The organism is Mesorhizobium sp. Cs1299R1N1, from assembly GCF_037179655.1.
In the GTDB taxonomy this organism is placed as follows: Bacteria; Pseudomonadota; Alphaproteobacteria; order Rhizobiales; family Rhizobiaceae; genus Mesorhizobium; species Mesorhizobium salmacidum.
Genome location: NZ_JAPYKR010000003.1, coordinates 453,660 through 471,170, shown reverse-complemented (window position 1 = coordinate 471,170; position 17,511 = coordinate 453,660). Strand labels below are relative to the sequence as shown.

Annotated in this window: 21 protein-coding genes; 13 read left to right on the top strand and 8 right to left on the bottom strand. The window is 63.9% G+C overall.

Annotated elements, in window-relative coordinates:
* Positions 1 to 32 precede the first annotated feature (32 nt).
* From O7A70_RS09215 to O7A70_RS09200, 4 genes are read left to right on the top strand one after another with little or no spacing between them, the layout of a single operon-like run.
* Entirely contained in the window at positions 33 to 911 is an 879-nt protein-coding gene (locus tag O7A70_RS09215; protein ID WP_337140099.1) for an ABC transporter permease, read from the top strand.
* A 13-nt stretch (positions 912 to 924) separates the two neighbouring features.
* Positions 925 to 1,767 (top strand): ABC transporter permease, encoded by an 843-nt coding sequence (locus O7A70_RS09210; RefSeq protein WP_084636714.1) that lies wholly within the window; start codon positions 925 to 927, stop codon positions 1,765 to 1,767.
* Complete coding sequence (locus O7A70_RS09205) at positions 1,764 to 2,906, top strand: ABC transporter substrate-binding protein (RefSeq protein WP_337140098.1); 1,143 nt, start codon at positions 1,764 to 1,766, stop codon at positions 2,904 to 2,906. The genes O7A70_RS09210 and O7A70_RS09205 overlap by 4 nt, the downstream gene beginning before the upstream one ends.
* The gene (locus O7A70_RS09200) at positions 2,899 to 4,053 is read left to right on the top strand and encodes an ABC transporter ATP-binding protein (RefSeq protein ID WP_337140097.1); all 1,155 of its coding nucleotides are present in this window, start codon (positions 2,899 to 2,901) and stop codon (positions 4,051 to 4,053) included. Before O7A70_RS09205 ends, O7A70_RS09200 begins: the two co-directional genes overlap by 8 nt.
* A gap of 19 nt (positions 4,054 to 4,072) precedes the next feature.
* On the opposite strand, the gene O7A70_RS09195 is transcribed toward O7A70_RS09200, so the two are convergent.
* A complete protein-coding gene (locus O7A70_RS09195) occupies positions 4,073 to 5,053 on the bottom strand; it encodes a GlxA family transcriptional regulator (RefSeq protein WP_337140096.1) in 981 nt (326 codons plus the stop codon).
* 503 nt (positions 5,054 to 5,556) lie between these two features.
* Between O7A70_RS09195 and O7A70_RS09190 the strand changes: the two genes are divergently transcribed.
* Complete coding sequence (locus tag O7A70_RS09190) at positions 5,557 to 6,258, top strand: hypothetical protein (RefSeq protein WP_337140095.1); 702 nt, start codon at positions 5,557 to 5,559, stop codon at positions 6,256 to 6,258.
* A gap of 72 nt (positions 6,259 to 6,330) precedes the next feature.
* On the opposite strand, the gene O7A70_RS09185 is transcribed toward O7A70_RS09190, so the two are convergent.
* Complete coding sequence (locus tag O7A70_RS09185) at positions 6,331 to 6,696, bottom strand: hypothetical protein (protein ID WP_337140215.1); 366 nt, start codon at positions 6,694 to 6,696, stop codon at positions 6,331 to 6,333.
* Positions 6,697 to 6,921: 225 nt separating this feature from the next.
* Between O7A70_RS09185 and O7A70_RS09180 the strand changes: the two genes are divergently transcribed.
* Both O7A70_RS09180 and O7A70_RS09175 read left to right on the top strand, forming a co-directional pair.
* A complete protein-coding gene (locus O7A70_RS09180; RefSeq protein WP_027144247.1) occupies positions 6,922 to 7,362 on the top strand; it encodes a hypothetical protein in 441 nt (146 codons plus the stop codon).
* Between the two features lie 74 nt (positions 7,363 to 7,436).
* A complete protein-coding gene (locus tag O7A70_RS09175; RefSeq protein ID WP_337140094.1) occupies positions 7,437 to 7,874 on the top strand; it encodes a nuclear transport factor 2 family protein in 438 nt (145 codons plus the stop codon).
* 27 nt (positions 7,875 to 7,901) lie between these two features.
* On the opposite strand, the gene O7A70_RS09170 is transcribed toward O7A70_RS09175, so the two are convergent.
* Positions 7,902 to 9,524 carry an ABC-F family ATP-binding cassette domain-containing protein gene (locus O7A70_RS09170; protein WP_337140093.1) on the bottom strand — a complete coding sequence of 541 codons (1,623 nt, stop codon included), beginning with the start codon at positions 9,522 to 9,524 and terminating at the stop codon, positions 7,902 to 7,904.
* Between the two features lie 273 nt (positions 9,525 to 9,797).
* On the opposite strand from O7A70_RS09170, the gene O7A70_RS09165 reads away from it, so the two are divergent.
* Together O7A70_RS09165 and O7A70_RS09160 are read left to right on the top strand one after the other, a co-directional pair.
* Positions 9,798 to 10,112: an EthD family reductase gene (locus O7A70_RS09165; RefSeq protein WP_015316871.1), complete on the top strand. Its 315-nt coding sequence runs from the start codon at positions 9,798 to 9,800 to the stop codon at positions 10,110 to 10,112.
* A 132-nt stretch (positions 10,113 to 10,244) separates the two neighbouring features.
* Entirely contained in the window at positions 10,245 to 10,556 is a 312-nt protein-coding gene (locus O7A70_RS09160; protein ID WP_337140092.1) for a hypothetical protein, read from the top strand.
* A 95-nt stretch (positions 10,557 to 10,651) separates the two neighbouring features.
* Here O7A70_RS09160 and O7A70_RS09155 read toward each other — a convergent pair whose 3' ends face one another.
* Positions 10,652 to 11,776, bottom strand: a complete 1,125-nt coding sequence (locus tag O7A70_RS09155; protein ID WP_337140091.1) for a transporter substrate-binding domain-containing protein — start codon at positions 11,774 to 11,776, stop codon at positions 10,652 to 10,654.
* A 220-nt stretch (positions 11,777 to 11,996) separates the two neighbouring features.
* Positions 11,997 to 12,689, bottom strand: coding sequence for an SDR family NAD(P)-dependent oxidoreductase (locus O7A70_RS09150; RefSeq protein WP_337140090.1), 693 nt, complete (start codon positions 12,687 to 12,689; stop codon positions 11,997 to 11,999).
* Positions 12,690 to 12,859: 170 nt separating this feature from the next.
* Here O7A70_RS09150 and O7A70_RS09145 point away from each other — a divergent pair, with 170 nt between their 5' ends.
* On the top strand, positions 12,860 to 13,489 hold the full coding sequence (locus tag O7A70_RS09145; protein ID WP_337140089.1) for a glutathione S-transferase family protein: 630 nt from the start codon (positions 12,860 to 12,862) through the stop codon (positions 13,487 to 13,489).
* Between the two features lie 5 nt (positions 13,490 to 13,494).
* Here O7A70_RS09145 and O7A70_RS09140 read toward each other — a convergent pair whose 3' ends face one another.
* A complete protein-coding gene (locus O7A70_RS09140; RefSeq protein ID WP_337140088.1) occupies positions 13,495 to 14,094 on the bottom strand; it encodes a YdeI/OmpD-associated family protein in 600 nt (199 codons plus the stop codon).
* Between the two features lie 198 nt (positions 14,095 to 14,292).
* Here O7A70_RS09140 and O7A70_RS09135 point away from each other — a divergent pair, with 198 nt between their 5' ends.
* The gene (locus tag O7A70_RS09135) at positions 14,293 to 14,637 is read left to right on the top strand and encodes a VOC family protein (RefSeq protein ID WP_337140087.1); all 345 of its coding nucleotides are present in this window, start codon (positions 14,293 to 14,295) and stop codon (positions 14,635 to 14,637) included.
* Between the two features lie 27 nt (positions 14,638 to 14,664).
* Here O7A70_RS09135 and O7A70_RS09130 read toward each other — a convergent pair whose 3' ends face one another.
* Positions 14,665 to 15,138, bottom strand: a complete 474-nt coding sequence (locus O7A70_RS09130) for a cupin domain-containing protein (protein ID WP_337140086.1) — start codon at positions 15,136 to 15,138, stop codon at positions 14,665 to 14,667.
* Positions 15,139 to 15,203: 65 nt separating this feature from the next.
* On the opposite strand from O7A70_RS09130, the gene O7A70_RS09125 reads away from it, so the two are divergent.
* A complete protein-coding gene (locus tag O7A70_RS09125; protein ID WP_027144235.1) occupies positions 15,204 to 15,659 on the top strand; it encodes a MarR family winged helix-turn-helix transcriptional regulator in 456 nt (151 codons plus the stop codon).
* Between the two features lie 129 nt (positions 15,660 to 15,788).
* The gene (locus O7A70_RS09120) at positions 15,789 to 16,517 is read left to right on the top strand and encodes an SDR family oxidoreductase (protein WP_337140085.1); all 729 of its coding nucleotides are present in this window, start codon (positions 15,789 to 15,791) and stop codon (positions 16,515 to 16,517) included.
* Here O7A70_RS09120 and O7A70_RS09115 read toward each other — a convergent pair.
* Complete coding sequence (locus tag O7A70_RS09115) at positions 16,514 to 17,500, bottom strand: LysR family transcriptional regulator (RefSeq protein WP_337140084.1); 987 nt, start codon at positions 17,498 to 17,500, stop codon at positions 16,514 to 16,516. The two genes, O7A70_RS09120 and O7A70_RS09115, sit on opposite strands and share 4 nt — an antisense overlap.
* Positions 17,501 to 17,511 lie beyond the last annotated feature (11 nt).

Genomic DNA, 17,511 nt, shown 5'->3' with positions numbered 1-17,511 from the left:
GCTTCAAAGAAAGCGCGGACGTCCGGGTGCTCATGAAACGACGATGGACATTGTATGATCCACGGCTGGCCTGGATGCTCGTCGCGCCGGTGCTCCTGCTGCTGATCTTTTTCCTGGTGCTGCCGATCGCCGTGATGGGCGCCTACACCTTCTTCACCTTCGTCACCGCCGGCGTGGAAACGAGCGCGCTGACCACCGCGAACTGGCATGAATTCCTAACCGACAGCTACTATCACGGCTTCCTTCTGAAGACGTTGAGGGTCGGGGCCATGACGGCGCTGCTCTGCGGCGTGCTCGGCTATTTTCCCGCCTATTTCATCTGGGCCACGACCTTCAAGCACAAATGGCTGCTGCTGCTTTTGCTGATCGTGCCGTTCTGGATCAGCTTCACCATCCGCACCTTCTCCTGGATCAACATCCTGGGCGAACAGGGCGTCATCAATGTCGCGCTGCTCAAAATGGGCATCATCAACGAGCCGTTGCCGATGCTCTATAACGAGGGCGCGGTCATTCTGGGCATGCTGCATTTTCTGCTGCCCTACATGATCCTCAACGTCTATGTCAGCCTGGAGAGCATTGATCGCACGTTGATTTCGGCGGCCCGCTCGATGGGCTGCACGAGCGCGCAGGCGTTCCGAGAGGTCACGCTGCCGCTGTCGCTGCCAGGCCTGGCGGCGGGCCTGCTGCTCTGCTTCGTGCTGGCCGCCGGCAGCTATGTGACGCCGCAGCTTCTCGGCTCGGGCCGCGACGCGCTGTTCGGCAACCTGATCTACGACACCATCATGGGCGAGCTGAACTGGCCGATGGGCGCCACGCTTTCGATCGTGCTGTTCGTCGTGCTCGGCTTCTTCGCCGCCGTCTACACGCGCTACATGGGCATGTCGCAGATCGTCAAAGGGCTTGGCGGATGACGAGGCTTGGCGGATGAGAGGAACACGGCGCAAGCAGGAAGGCAGATGGGCCTGGCGGCTGACCGGCTTCGTCACGGTCTGCGTCTACATCTTCATGTTCGCGCCGATCGTGGCGACGGTGATCCTGTCGTTCAACGCCTCGATGTTCGGCGGCTTCCCGATGACCGGCTTCAGCCTGCAATGGTACGGCAAGCTGATGGCCAACGAGGCGGTGCTGGCCGCCTTTCGCACGTCCTTGTGGATCGCATTGGTCACGGCGATCGTCACCACCGCCATCGGCGTCACCACGGCATTTGCCCTGGTGCGCTTCGATTTTCGCGGCAAGCAGGCGCTGAGCACGCTGGTGATCCTGCCGGCGCTGGTGCCCGAAACCATCCTCGGCGTCGGCCTGCTGGTGCTGATCAAGGCGGTCGACCAGCCGAGGACCATGCTTTTGCTGGTGCTCGGTCATATCCTGCTTGCCGTGCCCTATGTGGTGCTGATCGCCCAGGCGCGCATGATCGGCATCCGGCGCGTCTATGAGGAGGCGGCGCTGTCGCTCGGCGCCTCGCGCTTTTCGTCGTTCCGCGAGATCACGCTGCCGCTGCTCATTCCGGCCGTGGTGGGCGGCGCGCTGCTCGCCTTCACCATCTCGTTCGACAACACCTCGGCCAGCCTGTTCTGGCGGCCGGCCGGCGTCGAGACCATGCCCACCCAGATCCTTTCCATGCTCAAGATCTCGATCAGTCCGGAAATCAACGCACTTGGCACCGTGATGATCCTGGTGACCGTCGGCATCCCGCTGATCGGCGGCCTGATCCTGCAAAGCCTGACAAAACTGAGAAGACGTGGCGAACCAAAGGAGGAAACACAATGAAACTCACCACCACCAAGCGGCTGGAACGGCTGCACGACCGATACGCCAATGGCGACCTGAGCCGCCGCTCTTTCCTGACACTGACCGCCGCCGCGGCAGCATCGTCGGGCCTTTCCATGCCGTGGATGGGCCGGGCGCTCGCCGCTGTCCAGGAGGTTCGCTTCGACGGCTGGGGCGGCACGGTGCAGGACGCGATCGACAAGTTCGCCTTCCAGCCCTACACGACCAAGACCAAGATCAAGGTGGTCCAGGGCACGTTCGGCGACGAGGATGAGATCATCACCAAGATCAAGACCGCCAAGCCCGGCGACTACCAGGTCATCCATTCCTCGGGCGTCAACTACTACATCAAATATGTGAACGCCGGCCTGACCTCGGAGATCAACGAGGCCAACATTCCCAACATGGCGAATGTGCTTCAGCCGATGATCGAGCCGTTCCGCAAGCTGACGCCAAAGCTTTCGGCCATACCCTACGACTACGGCACGACGGGTATCGCCTACAACACCAAGGTGATCTCGCCGGAGGAAGCCAAGGAAAAAGGCGCGGCCCTGCTTCTCGACAAGAAATATGCCGGCAAGGTCGGCGGCTATTCCGACATGACGACGCGCGTCTGGTACGCGGCGCTCGCCACCGGGCAGGATCCCAACAACCTCAAGGACATGGATGCCATCTGGGCCAAGGTGCGCGAGACGCGCGACCTGGCCAAGAAGTTCTGGAGCTCCGGCGCGGAACTGATGGATCTGCTTTCCAAGGGCGAGATCGTGGTGACCGATGCGTGGTCGGGCCGCGTCGCGGCGCTGCAGGACCAGGGCCATCCGATCGGCTATCTCGATCCGGCCGGTTCCTATGCCTGGATGGAGGACATGCTGATCCTGAAGGGCTCGCCCATGGCCGAGTGCGAGGAGCTCATCAACTTCATGCTCGACCCGGCGACCTCGATCGCGGTGGCCGAGGGCCAGAGCTATCCGCCGTCGCTCGACCCGAACAAGGTCAAGCTGAGCGAGAAGATCGAGAAGCTGCCGGCGTTCGACAAGACCGGCACGATGAAGTCGCTGACCTTCGCCGATCCGACCTACTGGGCGACCAACGAGGACGCCTGGACCAAGCAGTGGAACAGGATTTCCAAAGGTGCCTGAAAGCCAGGACACGACACTCCATCCCCGGCCTGTCCTGGCCGGGGCAGCCGGCGCGAGCGCGGCCGCCGAGGCGAACAGCCCGGCGGTCGAGTTCCGCGACATCGACATCGCCTACGGCAAGTTCGTCGCCGTGCGCGATTTCTCGCTCTCGATCCGCAAGGGCAGCTTCGTCACCTTGCTCGGGCCCTCGGGCTGCGGCAAGACCACGATCCTGCGCTCCATAGCCGGCCTGGTCGATATTTCGGGCGGCCAGATCATGATCGACGGGCGGCGGGTCGACGACGTCCCGATCTACAAGCGCAACATCGGGCTGGTCTTCCAGAGCTACGCGCTGTTCCCGCACAAGAACGTGTTCGACAACGTCGCCTTCGGCCTGAAGTACCGCAATGTGCCAAAGCCCGAGATCGCCCGCAAGGTCGGCAAGGCGCTCGAAATGGTGCGGCTGCCGGGCAGCGAGAAGAAGCTGCCATCGCAGCTGTCGGGCGGGCAGCAGCAGCGCATCGCGCTTGCCCGCGCCATCGTCTTCGAGCCGCAGGTGCTGCTGCTTGACGAGCCGCTATCGGCGCTGGACGCCAACATGCGCGAGGAGATGCGCGTCGAGATCAAGAAGATCCAGAAAGAAACCGGCATCACCGCCATCTTCGTCACGCACGACCAGGAAGAAGCGCTCTCCATGTCGGATCGCATCGTGGTGATGAACGCCGGCGCGGTTGAGCAAATCGGAACCCCGCTGGAGGTCTATGAGACGCCGGCCACGGCCTTCGTCGCCGACTTCCTCGGCAAGGCCAACATGCTTGCCGGGACCGTGAGCAGGTTCGGCCAAGCGGTGGTGCTTGCCACCGGCCAGACGATCAACGTGGCTTGTCCAAGGCGGCTTGGCGACGGCAGCAAGGTCACCGTCGTGGTCCGGCCGCAGAAATTCTCGGTCGGTGCTGGAACGAGCGTCAACCGGCTCACTGGCCGTGTCGTCTCGGCCTCGTATCTGGGCGGCAGCGCGATCTACGAGATCGACATCGGCGGCAAGACCAGCCTCCGCGCCAACGCGCCGATCAATGGCCGCGTCCTCCGCGAAGGCGAGACGGCCGACCTCGGATTCGATCCCGAGGGCTGCGTTCTGCTCGACGAGGACGGCCAGCGGATTTCATAGGCGCCGCACGTAGCGGACTTCATTGTATCGTCGCGCCGCCGGGCCTGCGGTTGGGATGCCTGAGATGGGTTGGCGTGATGCCGGTCTGCTGGCGGAACACGCGGCTGAAATGGCCGGCATTGGTGAAGCCGCAGCGGTAGGCGATTTCGCCGATCTGCAGGTCGCTGCCTTCGAGCAGCGACTTCGCATGGTGCACTCGTAACGCGAGATATGCCGCCATCGGGCCGATGCCCAATTCCAACCCGAAGAGCCGTTCGAGCTGGCGCCGCGAGCAGTTCAGGCGGCTTGCGATCTCGGCGACCGACAGCGTCTCCTGGAGATTGCTCTCCATCAACAGCAAAGCGCGCTTCACCGCCCGGCTCGACGCCTCCGGAAACAGGTCGCCGACGGGCTGCACATCCCTGCTGCTTCTGATCCGGTCAAGGACGAGGATCTTGGCGGCCTTTTCCGCCGCCTTCTGGCCGATGAACTGGGACACGAAATGGCCGGCAAGATCGGCGGCACCCGTGCCGCCCGCGCATGTCGAGCGGCCCCGGTCGACGGAAAATAGGCTGTCGGCATGGGCATTGACCTCCGGGAACCGGCTGCGGAAGTCCTTGATGTGAAACCAGCTGACGGCGGCGCTGTAGCCATCGAGCAAACCGTAGCGCGCCAGCACGAAGCTTCCCGTGCAGAGCGCCGTCAGCGGCACCCCCTTGCCGGCGGCCCGCAACAGGAACGCCTCCTTTTCGGAACTCAGGCTGCGGTTGGTGTCGAGCAGGCCGCCGACCACGACGACATTGTCGAAATCCTCGGGATTGCCGATCCCCCCGGTCGGCAGCAATTCGACGCCGCAACTTGCCCGGATCGGCAGACCGCGTTCGCCGACGATCTCCCAGTCGAACTCTATCCTGCGGCTGCGATCACCTTCATCGCCGGCCAGCCGCAGCGTGTCGATGAACAGCGACAGCGGCGACAGCGTGAAGTCGCGCACCAGGAGAAACGCAAACCGCCTAGCCATTGTTGTTCGGAACCGTCTTGTCTCTAGCTTGTTCAGCCAGCACAATATGCTGAAACACCGGACGATGTGTTTGCCAAAAGCGGCACCGGACTTCTTGCTTGTCGACGGCGGCGCAGTTCAGGGCGCCCTCGCCCAACACATGCCATCACTGGCCTCGAGGGTAATAGGATCGCCCTCCGACTCGGACCAAGTGCAATTCCAACGGTCGATCAGGCCTCGATGGGACGAACAGAGGTGTGGTCAGCGCCTCGGGAATTTCAATTTCGCAACGATCTGACCTGTCGTTGTAGGCGAGCGCTCCTTGCGAAATCCGTGGCGCAATATTGGAACCAGCCTGCGGTTCGTTGGATCACCTGTCCAGGGCCGCTTGTGTGGAGGTTGCATCCAGATGAAGTCAACAGTCCTCCGCCTGCGCATGCCTGGGGAACTGTTTGACCCTGATTTCGGTTGTCCGCTGTGCGAACTGTGCTTCCACGAAGGCACCCGATGAGCGAAAACGAAACATGGACAAGAAGCGCGGCTCCATTCGGAAGATCCTGAGCGGCATCGCGGCGAAAATTGCCACCGCCCCTGATCGCACGGCCGGGCAAGGCACGGGCACCGCGTCAATGGTTGCCGAATGGCCGCTGCCGCCGTCGGCGACGCTTGGCTCTTCCTTGCGCCTGAAGGGGATCGAACGCGAAATTCGAGCCAGGCTGCCATGGACGGTGCGGAAATTTGCCAAGGCCGAGACGGGTCGCGTCGTCTTGCGCATGTTGCGAACCGACGCGGATGCGTTCCGGGCCGCCTCGGCAACCATCTCCAGGACGCTGGAGGGAATCGAGGCACTGCCCGTGCTGCCGCGAGAGGCGGAGGACATCCTCACCATCTCCTCCCGAGAGCGGCACAAATGGCTCAGGGATGGTCGCCTGATAAGCATCGGCACGCGCACCGTGAAGATGCGCGGGCGATCCAAGGCCGTGACCTTCCATGTCTTCGACCCACGCCACATCGAGGACATTCTTGACCGTGACCTGGCGACCGCCTGGCGGGAGGAGGATGCGCTGGAAGTGTCCGAGAACAGACGGCGCGGGGCCGGCAAGGCCGCACTGACGCGAGCAGGCAAGCGGACGGGCAACGCCCGCAAGACCAGAAATGCGGGAAAGGACGATGCGCCAAAGCTCGAAGGTTGGGACACATTCGAGGCGGACGGATTGCTACGCTAGAGCGAACCCCAGGAAAAACCGTGTAACGGTTTTTCGTCGAGTGGTCGCATCCGCATCCGCACCCGTCCCCGGTTATGGATATTTCGCCTGACTGGGACTGGCAGGGCTCAAATCACCTTGCAATTCCTTTGGCAGGGGTAGGCTCGAACATTGCAGATGCACGTCGCGTGCGAGCAGCTTTCGTTGCTTCTGCTCGTGCTCCTTGGTCGCCGCTATGATCCCCAACCCGTAGGGGCCAAGTGCGACGAATTCCCAACCCGGGTGCTGTTTTTCGCGGACCGCGTAGTCCGAAGCCGCCGCCCGGGCTTGCTGGCATTGCGGCGTCGCCCATTTCTGGTCCTGCTGCGAAAGCGAGGCTCCATAGTCGACCGGAGACGTCGCGCATCCGGCCATTGTCGCGGCCAACGCGGACATTGCAAGCCCCGTCGCAATTCTCATCCCGAATCCCTTTGCCAGCCGCCGTGGAGAGTACACCGACGTCTCCATCCCACAAGAAGACCGCCGCGACCAGAGAGCCTGGCCTCTTTTCGTGGCGGCCTTCCCGCCGCCAGATTCAGACCGCCGCTTGGAACAAATGATGGGCGAGACTGTTCAGTTGTAAGTTGATGCGATGCCGACATTCTTGCCGGCGAGCAAGGCAGCCACCCTTCAGGAGCTCCCATCATGACTATTTCCTCCGGATTTCGTTCAATCGCCGTAGCCGCCATCGCCACGGTAGGCGTCAGCCTTGCCAGCGCCGCGCATGCCGACAGCGGCACGATCCGCTTCTCCGTCTACAAGGCGGCCTTCTTCGTCGGCGGCTCCGGTGGCGAGGGCACGCTGACCTTCCATGGCCGGAAATATCCGATCTCGATCGGCGGGGTTTCGGGCGGCCTCGCCTTCGGCGTCTCCAAGACGTATTTCCAGGGCACCGTGCGCCACATCAGGCGCGCCCGGGACGTGACTGGCGTATACGGCGCGGCCGGCGGCGGCGGCGCGCTCGGCAGAGGCGCTCAGGTGATCGTGATGACCAACGACAAGGGCGCCCAACTCCAACTCACGGGCAGACAGGTGGGCCTGCAAGTGAACGCCGATCTCAGCGGCATGAGCATCGCGCTGAGGTAGGCGCGTCACCCCTCGGAGCAGTTCCAGGAGAAGTGTGAAGCGGTTTCCCGTCCCGTTCAGGGGAGAGGAAGACGATGATCGCCAAGGCCGAGGTCGCGAAATTCTTCGAGGCCTATTCGGAATTCTACAATGACGCGCTCTTGTCGGATGCCGGTTTGAAGGATGTCGCCGACATCTATTCGTCCGCTTTCATCTCAGTCACCCCTGGCGGGGTAATGGCCGGCGAAAACGGCAAGCAACTGATCGAAATCATGAAGAAGGGCTTCGAGGGCTACAGGGCCATGGGCGCCGGGAAGATGACGTGCAGGGATGTGTCCGTGACGCCGATCGATCAGGACCACTGCGTGGCAAAGGTGCAATGGTCCGGGGAGTACCAGAACAAGAAGGCGCAGCTCATCACCATTGATTTCGAGGTCAGCTATCTCCTCGAAAGGCGTGACGGGAAGCTGAAGGTGTTCGGCTGGATCAGCGGGGACGAGCAGGCCGAATTCAGGAAACACGGCCTGCTTTAGGTCCCGCTTCGGCGGCTCCCTACCCGCTCAGCTCCTCAGCCCCGGCGCTTCCTGTCCGGTGCGCTCGACATATTCCGTATAGCCGCCGCCATAGGTGTGGATGCCTTCGGGCGTCAATTCGAGCACGCGGTTCGACAGCGCTGCCAGGAAATGCCGGTCGTGCGAGACGAACAGCATCGTGCCTTCATATTGCGACAGCGCCTCGATCAGCATCTGCTTGGTGGTGATGTCGAGATGGTTGGTCGGCTCGTCCAGCACCAAGAGGTTGGGCGGGTCGAACAGCATCAGCGCCATCACCAGCCGCGCCTTCTCGCCGCCCGACAGCACCCGGCATTTCTTCTCGATCTCGTCGCCGGAAAAGCCGAAGCAACCGGCGAGCGCCCGAAGCGGCGCCTGGCCGGCCTGCGGGAAATTGTCCTCCAGCGTCTGGAACACGGTGCGCTCGCCTTCCAGCAACTCCATGGCGTGCTGGGCGAAATAGCCCATTTTCACGCTCGGTCCCCGCGCCACCGTGCCGGTGTCGGGATCGGAGGCACCGGCCACCAGCTTCAGGAGCGTCGACTTGCCGGCGCCGTTGACGCCCATGATGCACCAGCGCTCGCGGCGGCGGACCTGGAAGTCGAGCCCTTCATAGATGGTGCGGCTGCCATAGGCCTTGTGCACGTTCTTCAATGTGACGACGTCCTCGCCGCAGCGCGGCGCCGGTTGGAACTCGAAATTCACCACCTGGCGGCGCTTTGGCGGCTCGACGCGGTCGATCTTGTCGAGCTTCTTCACCCGGCTCTGCACCTGGGCTGCGTGCGAGGCGCGCGCCTTGAAGCGCTCGATGAAGGCGATTTCCTTGGCCAGCATCGCCTGCTGGCGCTCGAACTGCGCCTGCTGCTGCTTGTCGGCGATCGCCCGCTGCTGCTGGTAGAATTCATAATTGCCGGAATAGGCGGTGAGCGATCCCGCATCGATCTCGACGATCTTGTTGACGATGCGGTTCATGAACTCGCGATCGTGCGAGGTCATCAGCAGCGCGCCGTCATAGCCCTTCAGGAACTGCTCAAGCCAGATCAGGCTTTCGAGGTCGAGATGGTTCGACGGTTCGTCGAGCAGCATGACGTCGGGGCGCATCAGCAGGATGCGGGCCAGCGCCACGCGCATCTTCCAGCCGCCCGACAGCTTGCCGACATCGCCGTCCATCATCTCCTGGCTGAAGCCGAGACCGTCCAGCACTTCGCGCGCGCGTCCGTCCAGCGCATAGCCGTCGAGCTCCTCGAAGCGGTGCTGCGCCTCGCCATATTGTTCGATGATCTCGTCCATCCGGTCGGCCTGGTCGGGATCGGCCATGGCAGCCTCGAGTTCCGCCATCTCGGCCGCCACGTCGCTGACCGGTCCGGCGCCGTTCATCACTTCGGCCACCGCGCTGTGGCCTGCCATGTCGCCGACATCCTGGCTGAAATAGCCGATGGTGACGCCGCGATCGACCTGCACCTGGCCCTCATCGGGCAGTTCCTGCCCGGTGATCATGCGAAACAGCGTCGTCTTGCCGGCACCGTTGGGTCCGACGAGGCCGATCTTCTCGCCCTTCTGCAGGGAGGCCGACGCCTCGATGAAGACAAGCTGACGGCCGTTCTGCTTGCCGATGTTTTCAAGTCTGATCATGATGTTCCGAGGGATATCGATGCGGAATTGGGATTTGCCCGCGCCCTTACGCGAATGACGGTGCCGGGGGAAGAGGCAGAAGCGCCGCAGATGCCCGCGGGAGCGCGAGGCGCCGATCTCCTCAAGTCGGGAAATCGGCTGTCGCATAGCCCCGCCCCCCGGCCCGCGCAGATAAAAATCGACCGGCGGTCGAAATCCGCCAATGTCGAACGACTTCGGTTTGGCGGCCTGCACGGCTTGACCATCGACATCAACAGGACAGGAATACGGGCAATGGCCAAGATGCTTGTGATCTACAAAACCCCGGCCGATCCGGCCGCGTTCGACCGGCACTATTTCGATGTTCATATACCGCTCGCCAAGAAGCTCCCCGGCCTGCGGCGCTACGATGTCAGCAGGCGGCCCATCGTCAAACTCTCGGCGGGCGAGATGCCGTATCTGGTGGGGACATTGTATTTCGACAGCCTCGACGACATCCGCGCCGCGTTCGCCAGCGAAGTCGGCGTTGCCTGCGCCGCCGACCGGCGGATATTGGCCCCGGGCGACGACGATCTGACGATGCTGCTGTTCGACGCCGACGAAGTGTGAACCCGGCCTCCAGACACACTCCAGAAACAAGATTCAACATCCTGGAAAAACTGGCGAAAAGATCGTCTGCGATAACCATCCCCGTGGCAGCCGGGCAGCGGCCGCCAGACACGCCAAGGGATAGTGCCTGCAATGCAACGACGTTCGGCCGGATGGATGGGCGCCCTGACAGGCATTTCGCTCGCCATGCTTGCCGTCGTACAGTCGGGCGCGCAGGCGGCGGTCACCCGGACCGAATATTGCAGCCGGCTCGGCCTCCAACTCGACGCTGCCATCCAGGCCAAGGCCAAACCGGGTGCCAGTGCGAGACAGATCGCGGAGGTAACGGCACTGCAGGACAAGGCGAACCGGTTCTGCGCCGGGAGCAAGCAGGCGCAAGGCATCCGGACCTACGCCAACGCCCTGAAGCTCCTCGGGGTGACCCCGGTCGACCTCGATCAGTGACGACAGCCATCACCCGAAGAGCCGTCCTGAAAAAGGGCGGCTTTTTCTTGCGCGCAATGCCGCGAGCTGTCCGTCCCCGCTCTCATGCCGATAGCCTATTTCTCGCCCAAATACTGGAAGACCGCCTGTTTCCACCAGTCGCTTTCCATGGTTTGCAGCAGGGCGACATCGAGCGGCTTGCGAAGCCTACTGCCGAGCGGCAGGGCGATGGCATATTGCTGCTGGTCGAAGGTCGCGTCGAGGACCCGCAGGCTCGCGCCGTAGTTCTGTCCGACCAGCCAGCCAAGCAGCGGCTTGTCGTGGACCAGCGCATCGATCTTGCCGGCGCGCAGCGTGTCCAGGCCCTGCTGGACGGTGGCAAAGTCCTGATGGCGGATATGGGTGGAATCCAGGTAGGACGCGGTCGAGGAATTCTGCACGGCACCGACCCGGACCGTGGCGAGGTCGCTTTCGCCCTGCACCATGCCTTCCATCTGCGTCACGGTCAGCACCGATGTGACGCCGGCAGTGAACACCGCGATGGCGATGATCGATCCCATCATCCACAGCGCGGCCAGCACACGCCCCGGCACGGTTCGCGGGCCGAAATCGCCGGTGCTGGCCTGGGTCGCGGCAATCGTCGACCACCACATGCTGGAAAACAGGCCCTTGGCGACGCCGCCGCCGAAATCCTCATTGTGGCGGCGCTCGAACATCCAGATCAGGACGCCGACCACGACCGAGATGACGATCAGCGCCAGCACGGCCTGCAGGAAGCCGAACGAGGTCAGCGCGTGCAAAATCGGCCGCCATGACGGCTGGCTGTTGAGCGGTGTAGCGATGCCGAGCCCGGTCGTGAAAAAGGGCTGCGTGAAGTCGACGGCCTTTTCGCGGTCTGCCGTGACCGTGATCGCGGCCGTCGCCACGTCGAATTTGCCGCTGACGACGCCATCGATCTGGTCCTGCACGCCAGGCACTTCGACATAGTGGAAGCGAAGGTTGAGCCGCCCGGCCATCTTCTGCCAGAGGTCGATGCTCAATCCCGACCAGGTGCCGTCCTGCAGCTTGAAGGCGAAGGGCGGCGCGGCCTTTACCCCGACCGATATGTCCTTCGACGACACGGCCGACGGCAAAGGCAGCTCGGCAGGCGTTTGTGCCTGGCCGACGGCGGCGCCAGCCCCGACGCACGCGGCGACGGCAACGAGGATCAGCGCCATCGTCCACGAAGCAATTCTTCTCAACGGCAACAACTCCCGGCGACCGATTGCGCCGCGCGATCTGGTCGCGGGCTCGAAAAAATAGCCGCCATGCCGGCCTTCGTCCACCCGCCATGGAGGAGGTGATGCACGGATGTCCGGCGAGATTGATGCGAAAACAATCGTTTGGCACGATTTCCCGATTCAGATGCCGAACGCTGCTATGCAATGCCGAGCGCCGCCCGAACCTGCCCGCGTCCCGCCGTCACCACGGCAGCCTCTTGCCATCGCGAAAAAAGCCGCCCGTCGGGCCGTCGTCGGGCAAGGTCGCGGCCCACACGATGCCCGCCGCCCCTTGCGCCACCGGGCGCCCGCCCGGCCCGCCCATGTCGGTGGCGACCCAGCCCGGGCAGATCGCGTTGACCAGCACGCCCGAGCCGCGCAGTTCGGCCGCCAGCACGCGGGTCAGCGCATTGAGCGTCGCCTTCGAGGTCGAATAGGCTGGCGCGCCCGCGCCCATCGAGGCCAGAGAACCGCCTTCGGAGGAGACGTTGACCAGCCTGCCATGGCCGCCGGCCCGCAGCAGCGGCGCGAAGGCGGCGGCCACCCGCCAGGCGCCGAAGACATTGGTCTCGAACGCCTCGAGGATGACAGTCCAGTCGGGCCGCAAGGCGCGCGAGCCGGTGTCGTAGTGGATGGCGGCGTTGTTGATCAGCACGTCGAGCCGGCCGAACCGGCGTTCGACCTCGGCGGCGGCTAACGCCGCCGCGTCGGGCGCGGCGACATCGAGCGCAATGGCCTCGACAGCGCCATCGAGCCCTTTCGCCGCCGCCTCGCCCTTGGCGAGATCGCGCACGCCGAGCAGAACGGTGAAGCCGAGCGCCGCGAGTTGCCGCCCGGTTTCAAGACCGATGCCGCGATTTGCGCCGGTGACGAGGGCGACTTTGTTTGTGTTCATGGGAAGCCTCTTTGTCGGTCATCTCGGGGCAAAATGGCACGGGTGGACCTGTTTTATTAGAGGGAGGAGATAGCAGTCATCATGCGATGACGCGCATGAAATGGTTGCGCGGGAATCGGGTGTCGGCGGGCGCGGCTATATGCGATCTTCACCCATCAAGGGGACCGGTCATGCTCACGCTTCACGATTATCTGCCGTCGCAGAACGGCTGGAAGGTCCGGGTCCTGCTAGGGCTGCTCAAGATCCCTCACGTCACGCGCCTTGTCTCGATTTTCGAGGGCGAGAGCCATACCGATGCCTTCCTGGCGCTCAACCCGGCAGGCGCTGTCCCCGTCCTTCAACTCGAGGATGGCAGCGCCATCGCCGAATCCAATGCGATCCTCACCTACCTTGCCGAGGGCACGCCCTTCCTGCCGTCGGACCGCTATCGGCGTGCCAAGGTCATGCAGTGGCTGTTCTTCGAACAATATAACGTCGAGCCCGTCATCGGCTCGCTGCGTTTCTGGACCCTGACCGGACGGCTTGAGCGCAACCAGGCCATGGTTGCCGGCAAGCGCGAAGCCGGAGCCCGCACGCTCGCCGCCCTGAACCGCAGCCTTGGCGAGGCGCCGTTTCTCGCCGGCAGCGACCTCACCATCGCCGATATCGCCGTCTATGCCTACAGCCATCGCGCCCGGGATTGCGGCTTCTCGCTCGCGGACTATCCGGGGTTCGCAGCATGGACCAACCGCGTACGCGATGCCATCGGACCCGGCTACCCCGTCCATCCCTACGGCATCGACCCGCATTCGGGCGCCTGAAGGGCCTACTTCTTCCCCTGTGGATGGATCGTCTCGCCGCACTTCAGCATCGCGACGAAGGCTTCGATCTTCTTCTTGCGGCCAGCCTCGGTCTTCATGTTGTGGGTGCGGAAGGCGAGCGCGAAGCGGTTCTGCGCGCTGAGCTTTTCCAGCATCGCCTTCGCCGCCGGCTCGGCGTCGATCGCCGCTTGCAGATCGTCGGGGATTTTCATCGCCTTGCCGCTGCCATAGGCGCGCGCCCAGCGCCCGTCGGCCTTGGCCGCCTCGACCTCTCTCAGTCCATGCCCGGTCATGCGGCTCTCCTCGACGAGGTGCGCCACATTGTCGACGTTGATCTTGCTCCAGATGCTTTTTTTGCCGCGCGGTGTGTAGCGCTGCAGGAAACTGTTCTCGTCCAGCCCCTTGCGCACGGCATCGATCCAGCCGAAGCACAGCACGACATCGATGGCCTCCTTCGGTGTGATCGACTTCAGTCCCGACCCCACCTTGTGAACCTTGATCCACACTTCGGTTTCCGTGGCGTGGTGCTGGGCAAGCCAGCTGTAGAAACTGGCCGCGTCGGCGAATTCCCGCACCTTGTCGGGGTCGACTTTGACCGGCGCCATTAGTGCACCTGCCGGATCAGTGTCGTTGTCGCTGGCATCACTGTAATCTTGCCTCCGGCATCGTGCGATTCCCCGCATCATGGTGGCATGTTCACTGCCAATTTTCGTCAGCAGTGGGGCACGCTGCCGCCAGGCAACGGAACACACCATCCATCGCCGCGTTCCGACAAGAGAGTGCAATCGCCATGGACGATCACGATGGCCGTGCAGACCGTTTTCGCCCATGTCAGTTGCTCCGACCTCGAGCCCAGCATCGACTGGTATGGAAAACTCTTCGGCAAGCCGCCGCTGCGCCGGCCGATGCCTGGCCTTGCCGAATGGCAGTTCACGGAAAGCGCCGAGGTGCAGCTCTTCGAGGACAAGGAAAAAGCCGGCACCTCGACGCTGACGCTCGGCGTGCTGCCCCTGGCGCCAGAACGGCACAGACTGGTGGATGCGGGCCTCGAACCCGGCCCGATCGAGAAGGCCGGCCGTTCCTGGATCATGCGCATGCGCGATCCCGATGGCAATCTGGTGGTGTTTGAGAGTGCGGAGCGGGAATAGAGCCGCCGCGGCCCCAGCGCTCGTGTTCTAGGCCGGTGTCGGTGCCGCCGGCGTCAGCCCGTGGCGACGCATGATCTCCATCATGCTGGCCTTGTCCGGCGGGCCACCGGCGGCGGCATGGAACATTGCGAAAATCTCGCGGAAATAGTCCGGACCGATCGCCGCCGGGGTCACGATACATAGTACCGTCGCGTCGTTGACGCCCTTGTTGTCGAACCGGTGGACGGCGCCGCGTGGAATGCACAGCGCCTCTCCCGCTCCGACATCGATCGCCTTGCCGTCCACGGTCCAGGTCAGCACCCCGTCAACGCCGTAGATCGTCTCTTCATAGTGATCGTGGCTGTGCGCCGGCGCCAGCAGCCGCGATCCGCCAGCCACTTTCAACTCGAAGGCGGCGACGCTGCCGTTCGAATTGTCGCCCGTCACCAGGAAGCGAATCGATAGCATCTTGTCGCCGATGGCCTCTTCGGCTGGATTGACCTGAAGATTTATGGATGACATTGCGCAAACCCCTCCGGTAAATTACATTTACTAGTAATCAGTAAACTCAATTTACCGGATCGTCAATGGCCACGTCCACCGAAGTTCTGCAGACCAAGACCGAGGACCTTTTGATCGGCGCCCTGTTGCGCGTGCCGGCGCAGGCGATCCAGCGCCGGCTGATCAAGGAGCTCAACGACGCGGGTTTCGACGAATTGCGCCTGCCGCACATGGCCGTGCTGCAGTTTCCCGGCCCGGACGGAGCGCGGCCCGGCACGATCGCCGAGCGGGCCGGCATGAGCAAGCAAGCCATCAACCAGTTGCTCAGCAGTCTGGAAGGCTACGGCTATCTCGTCCGCTCCGACGGTGAAGGCAGCGCGCGCGTGGTGCGGTCCACCGAGCGCGGCCACGCCGCTTTCTGGAAAATGGTCGACATATTGCGCGACATCGAGGAGGAGTGGCGCACCGAACTCGGACCGCAGCGCTTCGCCCAGTTAAAGGCGCTGTTGTTCGTCGTTTGGGATAGCCCGCTGGTACGCTGACGGGACGAGGCTCATATGGGCTGGCATAATCGGCCCTTCCGATGACACTATCGGTTTCTTCCGTTTTCGCTTTCCGCATCGAGCTGCCAATTCCCTGCCCTTGTCCAACCAAACGAAGGCAGAGCGAATATGAGCATTTCAACCCGGAAGATCCTGATCGTCGGCGGCGGATCCGGCATGGGCCTGGCGCTTGCCAGACGTTGCGTCGAGGCCGGCGCTGAAGTCATCATCGCCGGGCGCGGCGAAGACAGGTTGCGGCAGGCCTGTGAGGCGCTGGGCAATCCCGCGGGCCTGGACGTGGCCGCTGTCGACATCACGCGGGAAGATCAGGTCGCGGCGTTGTTCGCCGGGACCGGCGGCCTCGACCATATCGTCAGCACAGCCGCCGACATCGAAGGCGCCTACCGGCTGCTGCCGGAGCTCGATCTCGCGGCGGCGCAACGCGTGGTCGACAGCAAGATCTTCGGGCCGCTGCTGCTGGCCAAGCACGGCGCGCCACGGCTGGCAGTGGCCGGCTCGATGACCTTCGTTTCCGGCATCGCCGCCTACCGGCCGGCCGCGCGCGGTTCGGTCGTCGCCGCCGTCAATGCCGCGCTCGAAGGGATGGTGCGCGCGCTGGCGGTGGAACTCGCGCCGATCCGCGTCAACGCCGTCTCGCCCGGCTGGGTCGATACCGAGATTTGGGCGCAGGTGGCCGGCGACAGGAAAGCAGAGACACTTGCGGCGATGGCCGAGCGGCTGCCGGTCGGCAGGATCGGCCAGCCCGACGACATCGCCGACGCGATTTTCTTCCTCATGGGCAATGGTTTTACGACTGGCACGACGCTGCATGTCGAGGGCGGGCATCGCTTGGTCTAGCTGACGACGGTTTTCCCGGAATTGTTTGGAAACAAGGCCTTGGAGCGGCTCGCCGACTCAGATCCTGAGCCGGTTCCGGAGTGCGGCGGCGCCAGTGTGTCGCGCGCGGCGGCAAGCAGGTGCCGGAGTGCCGGCGGCTGGACGCGCCGGCGCCGCCAGATCATCGTCAGCGGCGCCACTTGCGCTCGGCCAGGCCATGGCAGTTCGATCAGCTCACCACGCTGAAGCGCGTCGCTGACGGCCAGACGTGGAACGAGGCCCAGCCCCGCGCCGGCCGCCACCAGCCGGGCAATGGCGCCGATGCTGCCGACTTCGGCGGCAAGTTCCGAGGCTCCGATGCCCGCCTCGGCGAAGGCGGTGTCGAACATGTGCCGGTAGATGCATCCAGGCTCCGTTGCCACGAAACGTTTTGCGGCAAGGGCGGCCAGATCGCACGGAACCAGGTTCTGCCCCGGCGCGGCGATCAGCACCAGCGGTTCGGCCGCTATCGTATGCCTGGCGAAGCGTTGATCGACGCCGCCATTTGGAACATCGCGGCGATTGAAGCAGAAGGCGACATCGATGTCGCCGTCCTCCAGCTGGCGCAGCAGCGTGCCGCTGTCGGTCACCTTCATCCGGACGGCGATGTCGGGGTGACTGGCCTGGAACCCCGGCAGCCAGGGCGCCAGCCGGGCCGAGGCGATCGTCTCCAGCGCGCCGATGGTCAGCGCGCCGCTGGTCTGGCCAGACGCCGCCTGAACCGCGGCGCGCGCCTCGCCGTCGAGCCGCAGCAGCTCTTCGGCGATGGGCCTCAGCGCCAGCCCCGCCGGCGTCAGCTCCAGCCCTGATTTCGAGCGTGTGAACAAGACAGCGCCCAGCTCGGCCTCCAGCGACTGGACCTGGTCGCTGACGCTCGACTGGGCGAGATGAACCATCTCGGCGGCGCGCGTGATGTTGCGGCTGCGCGCCACCGCGAGGAAGGTCTTGAGCAGTCTTGGATGCATGGGCTGGCCGA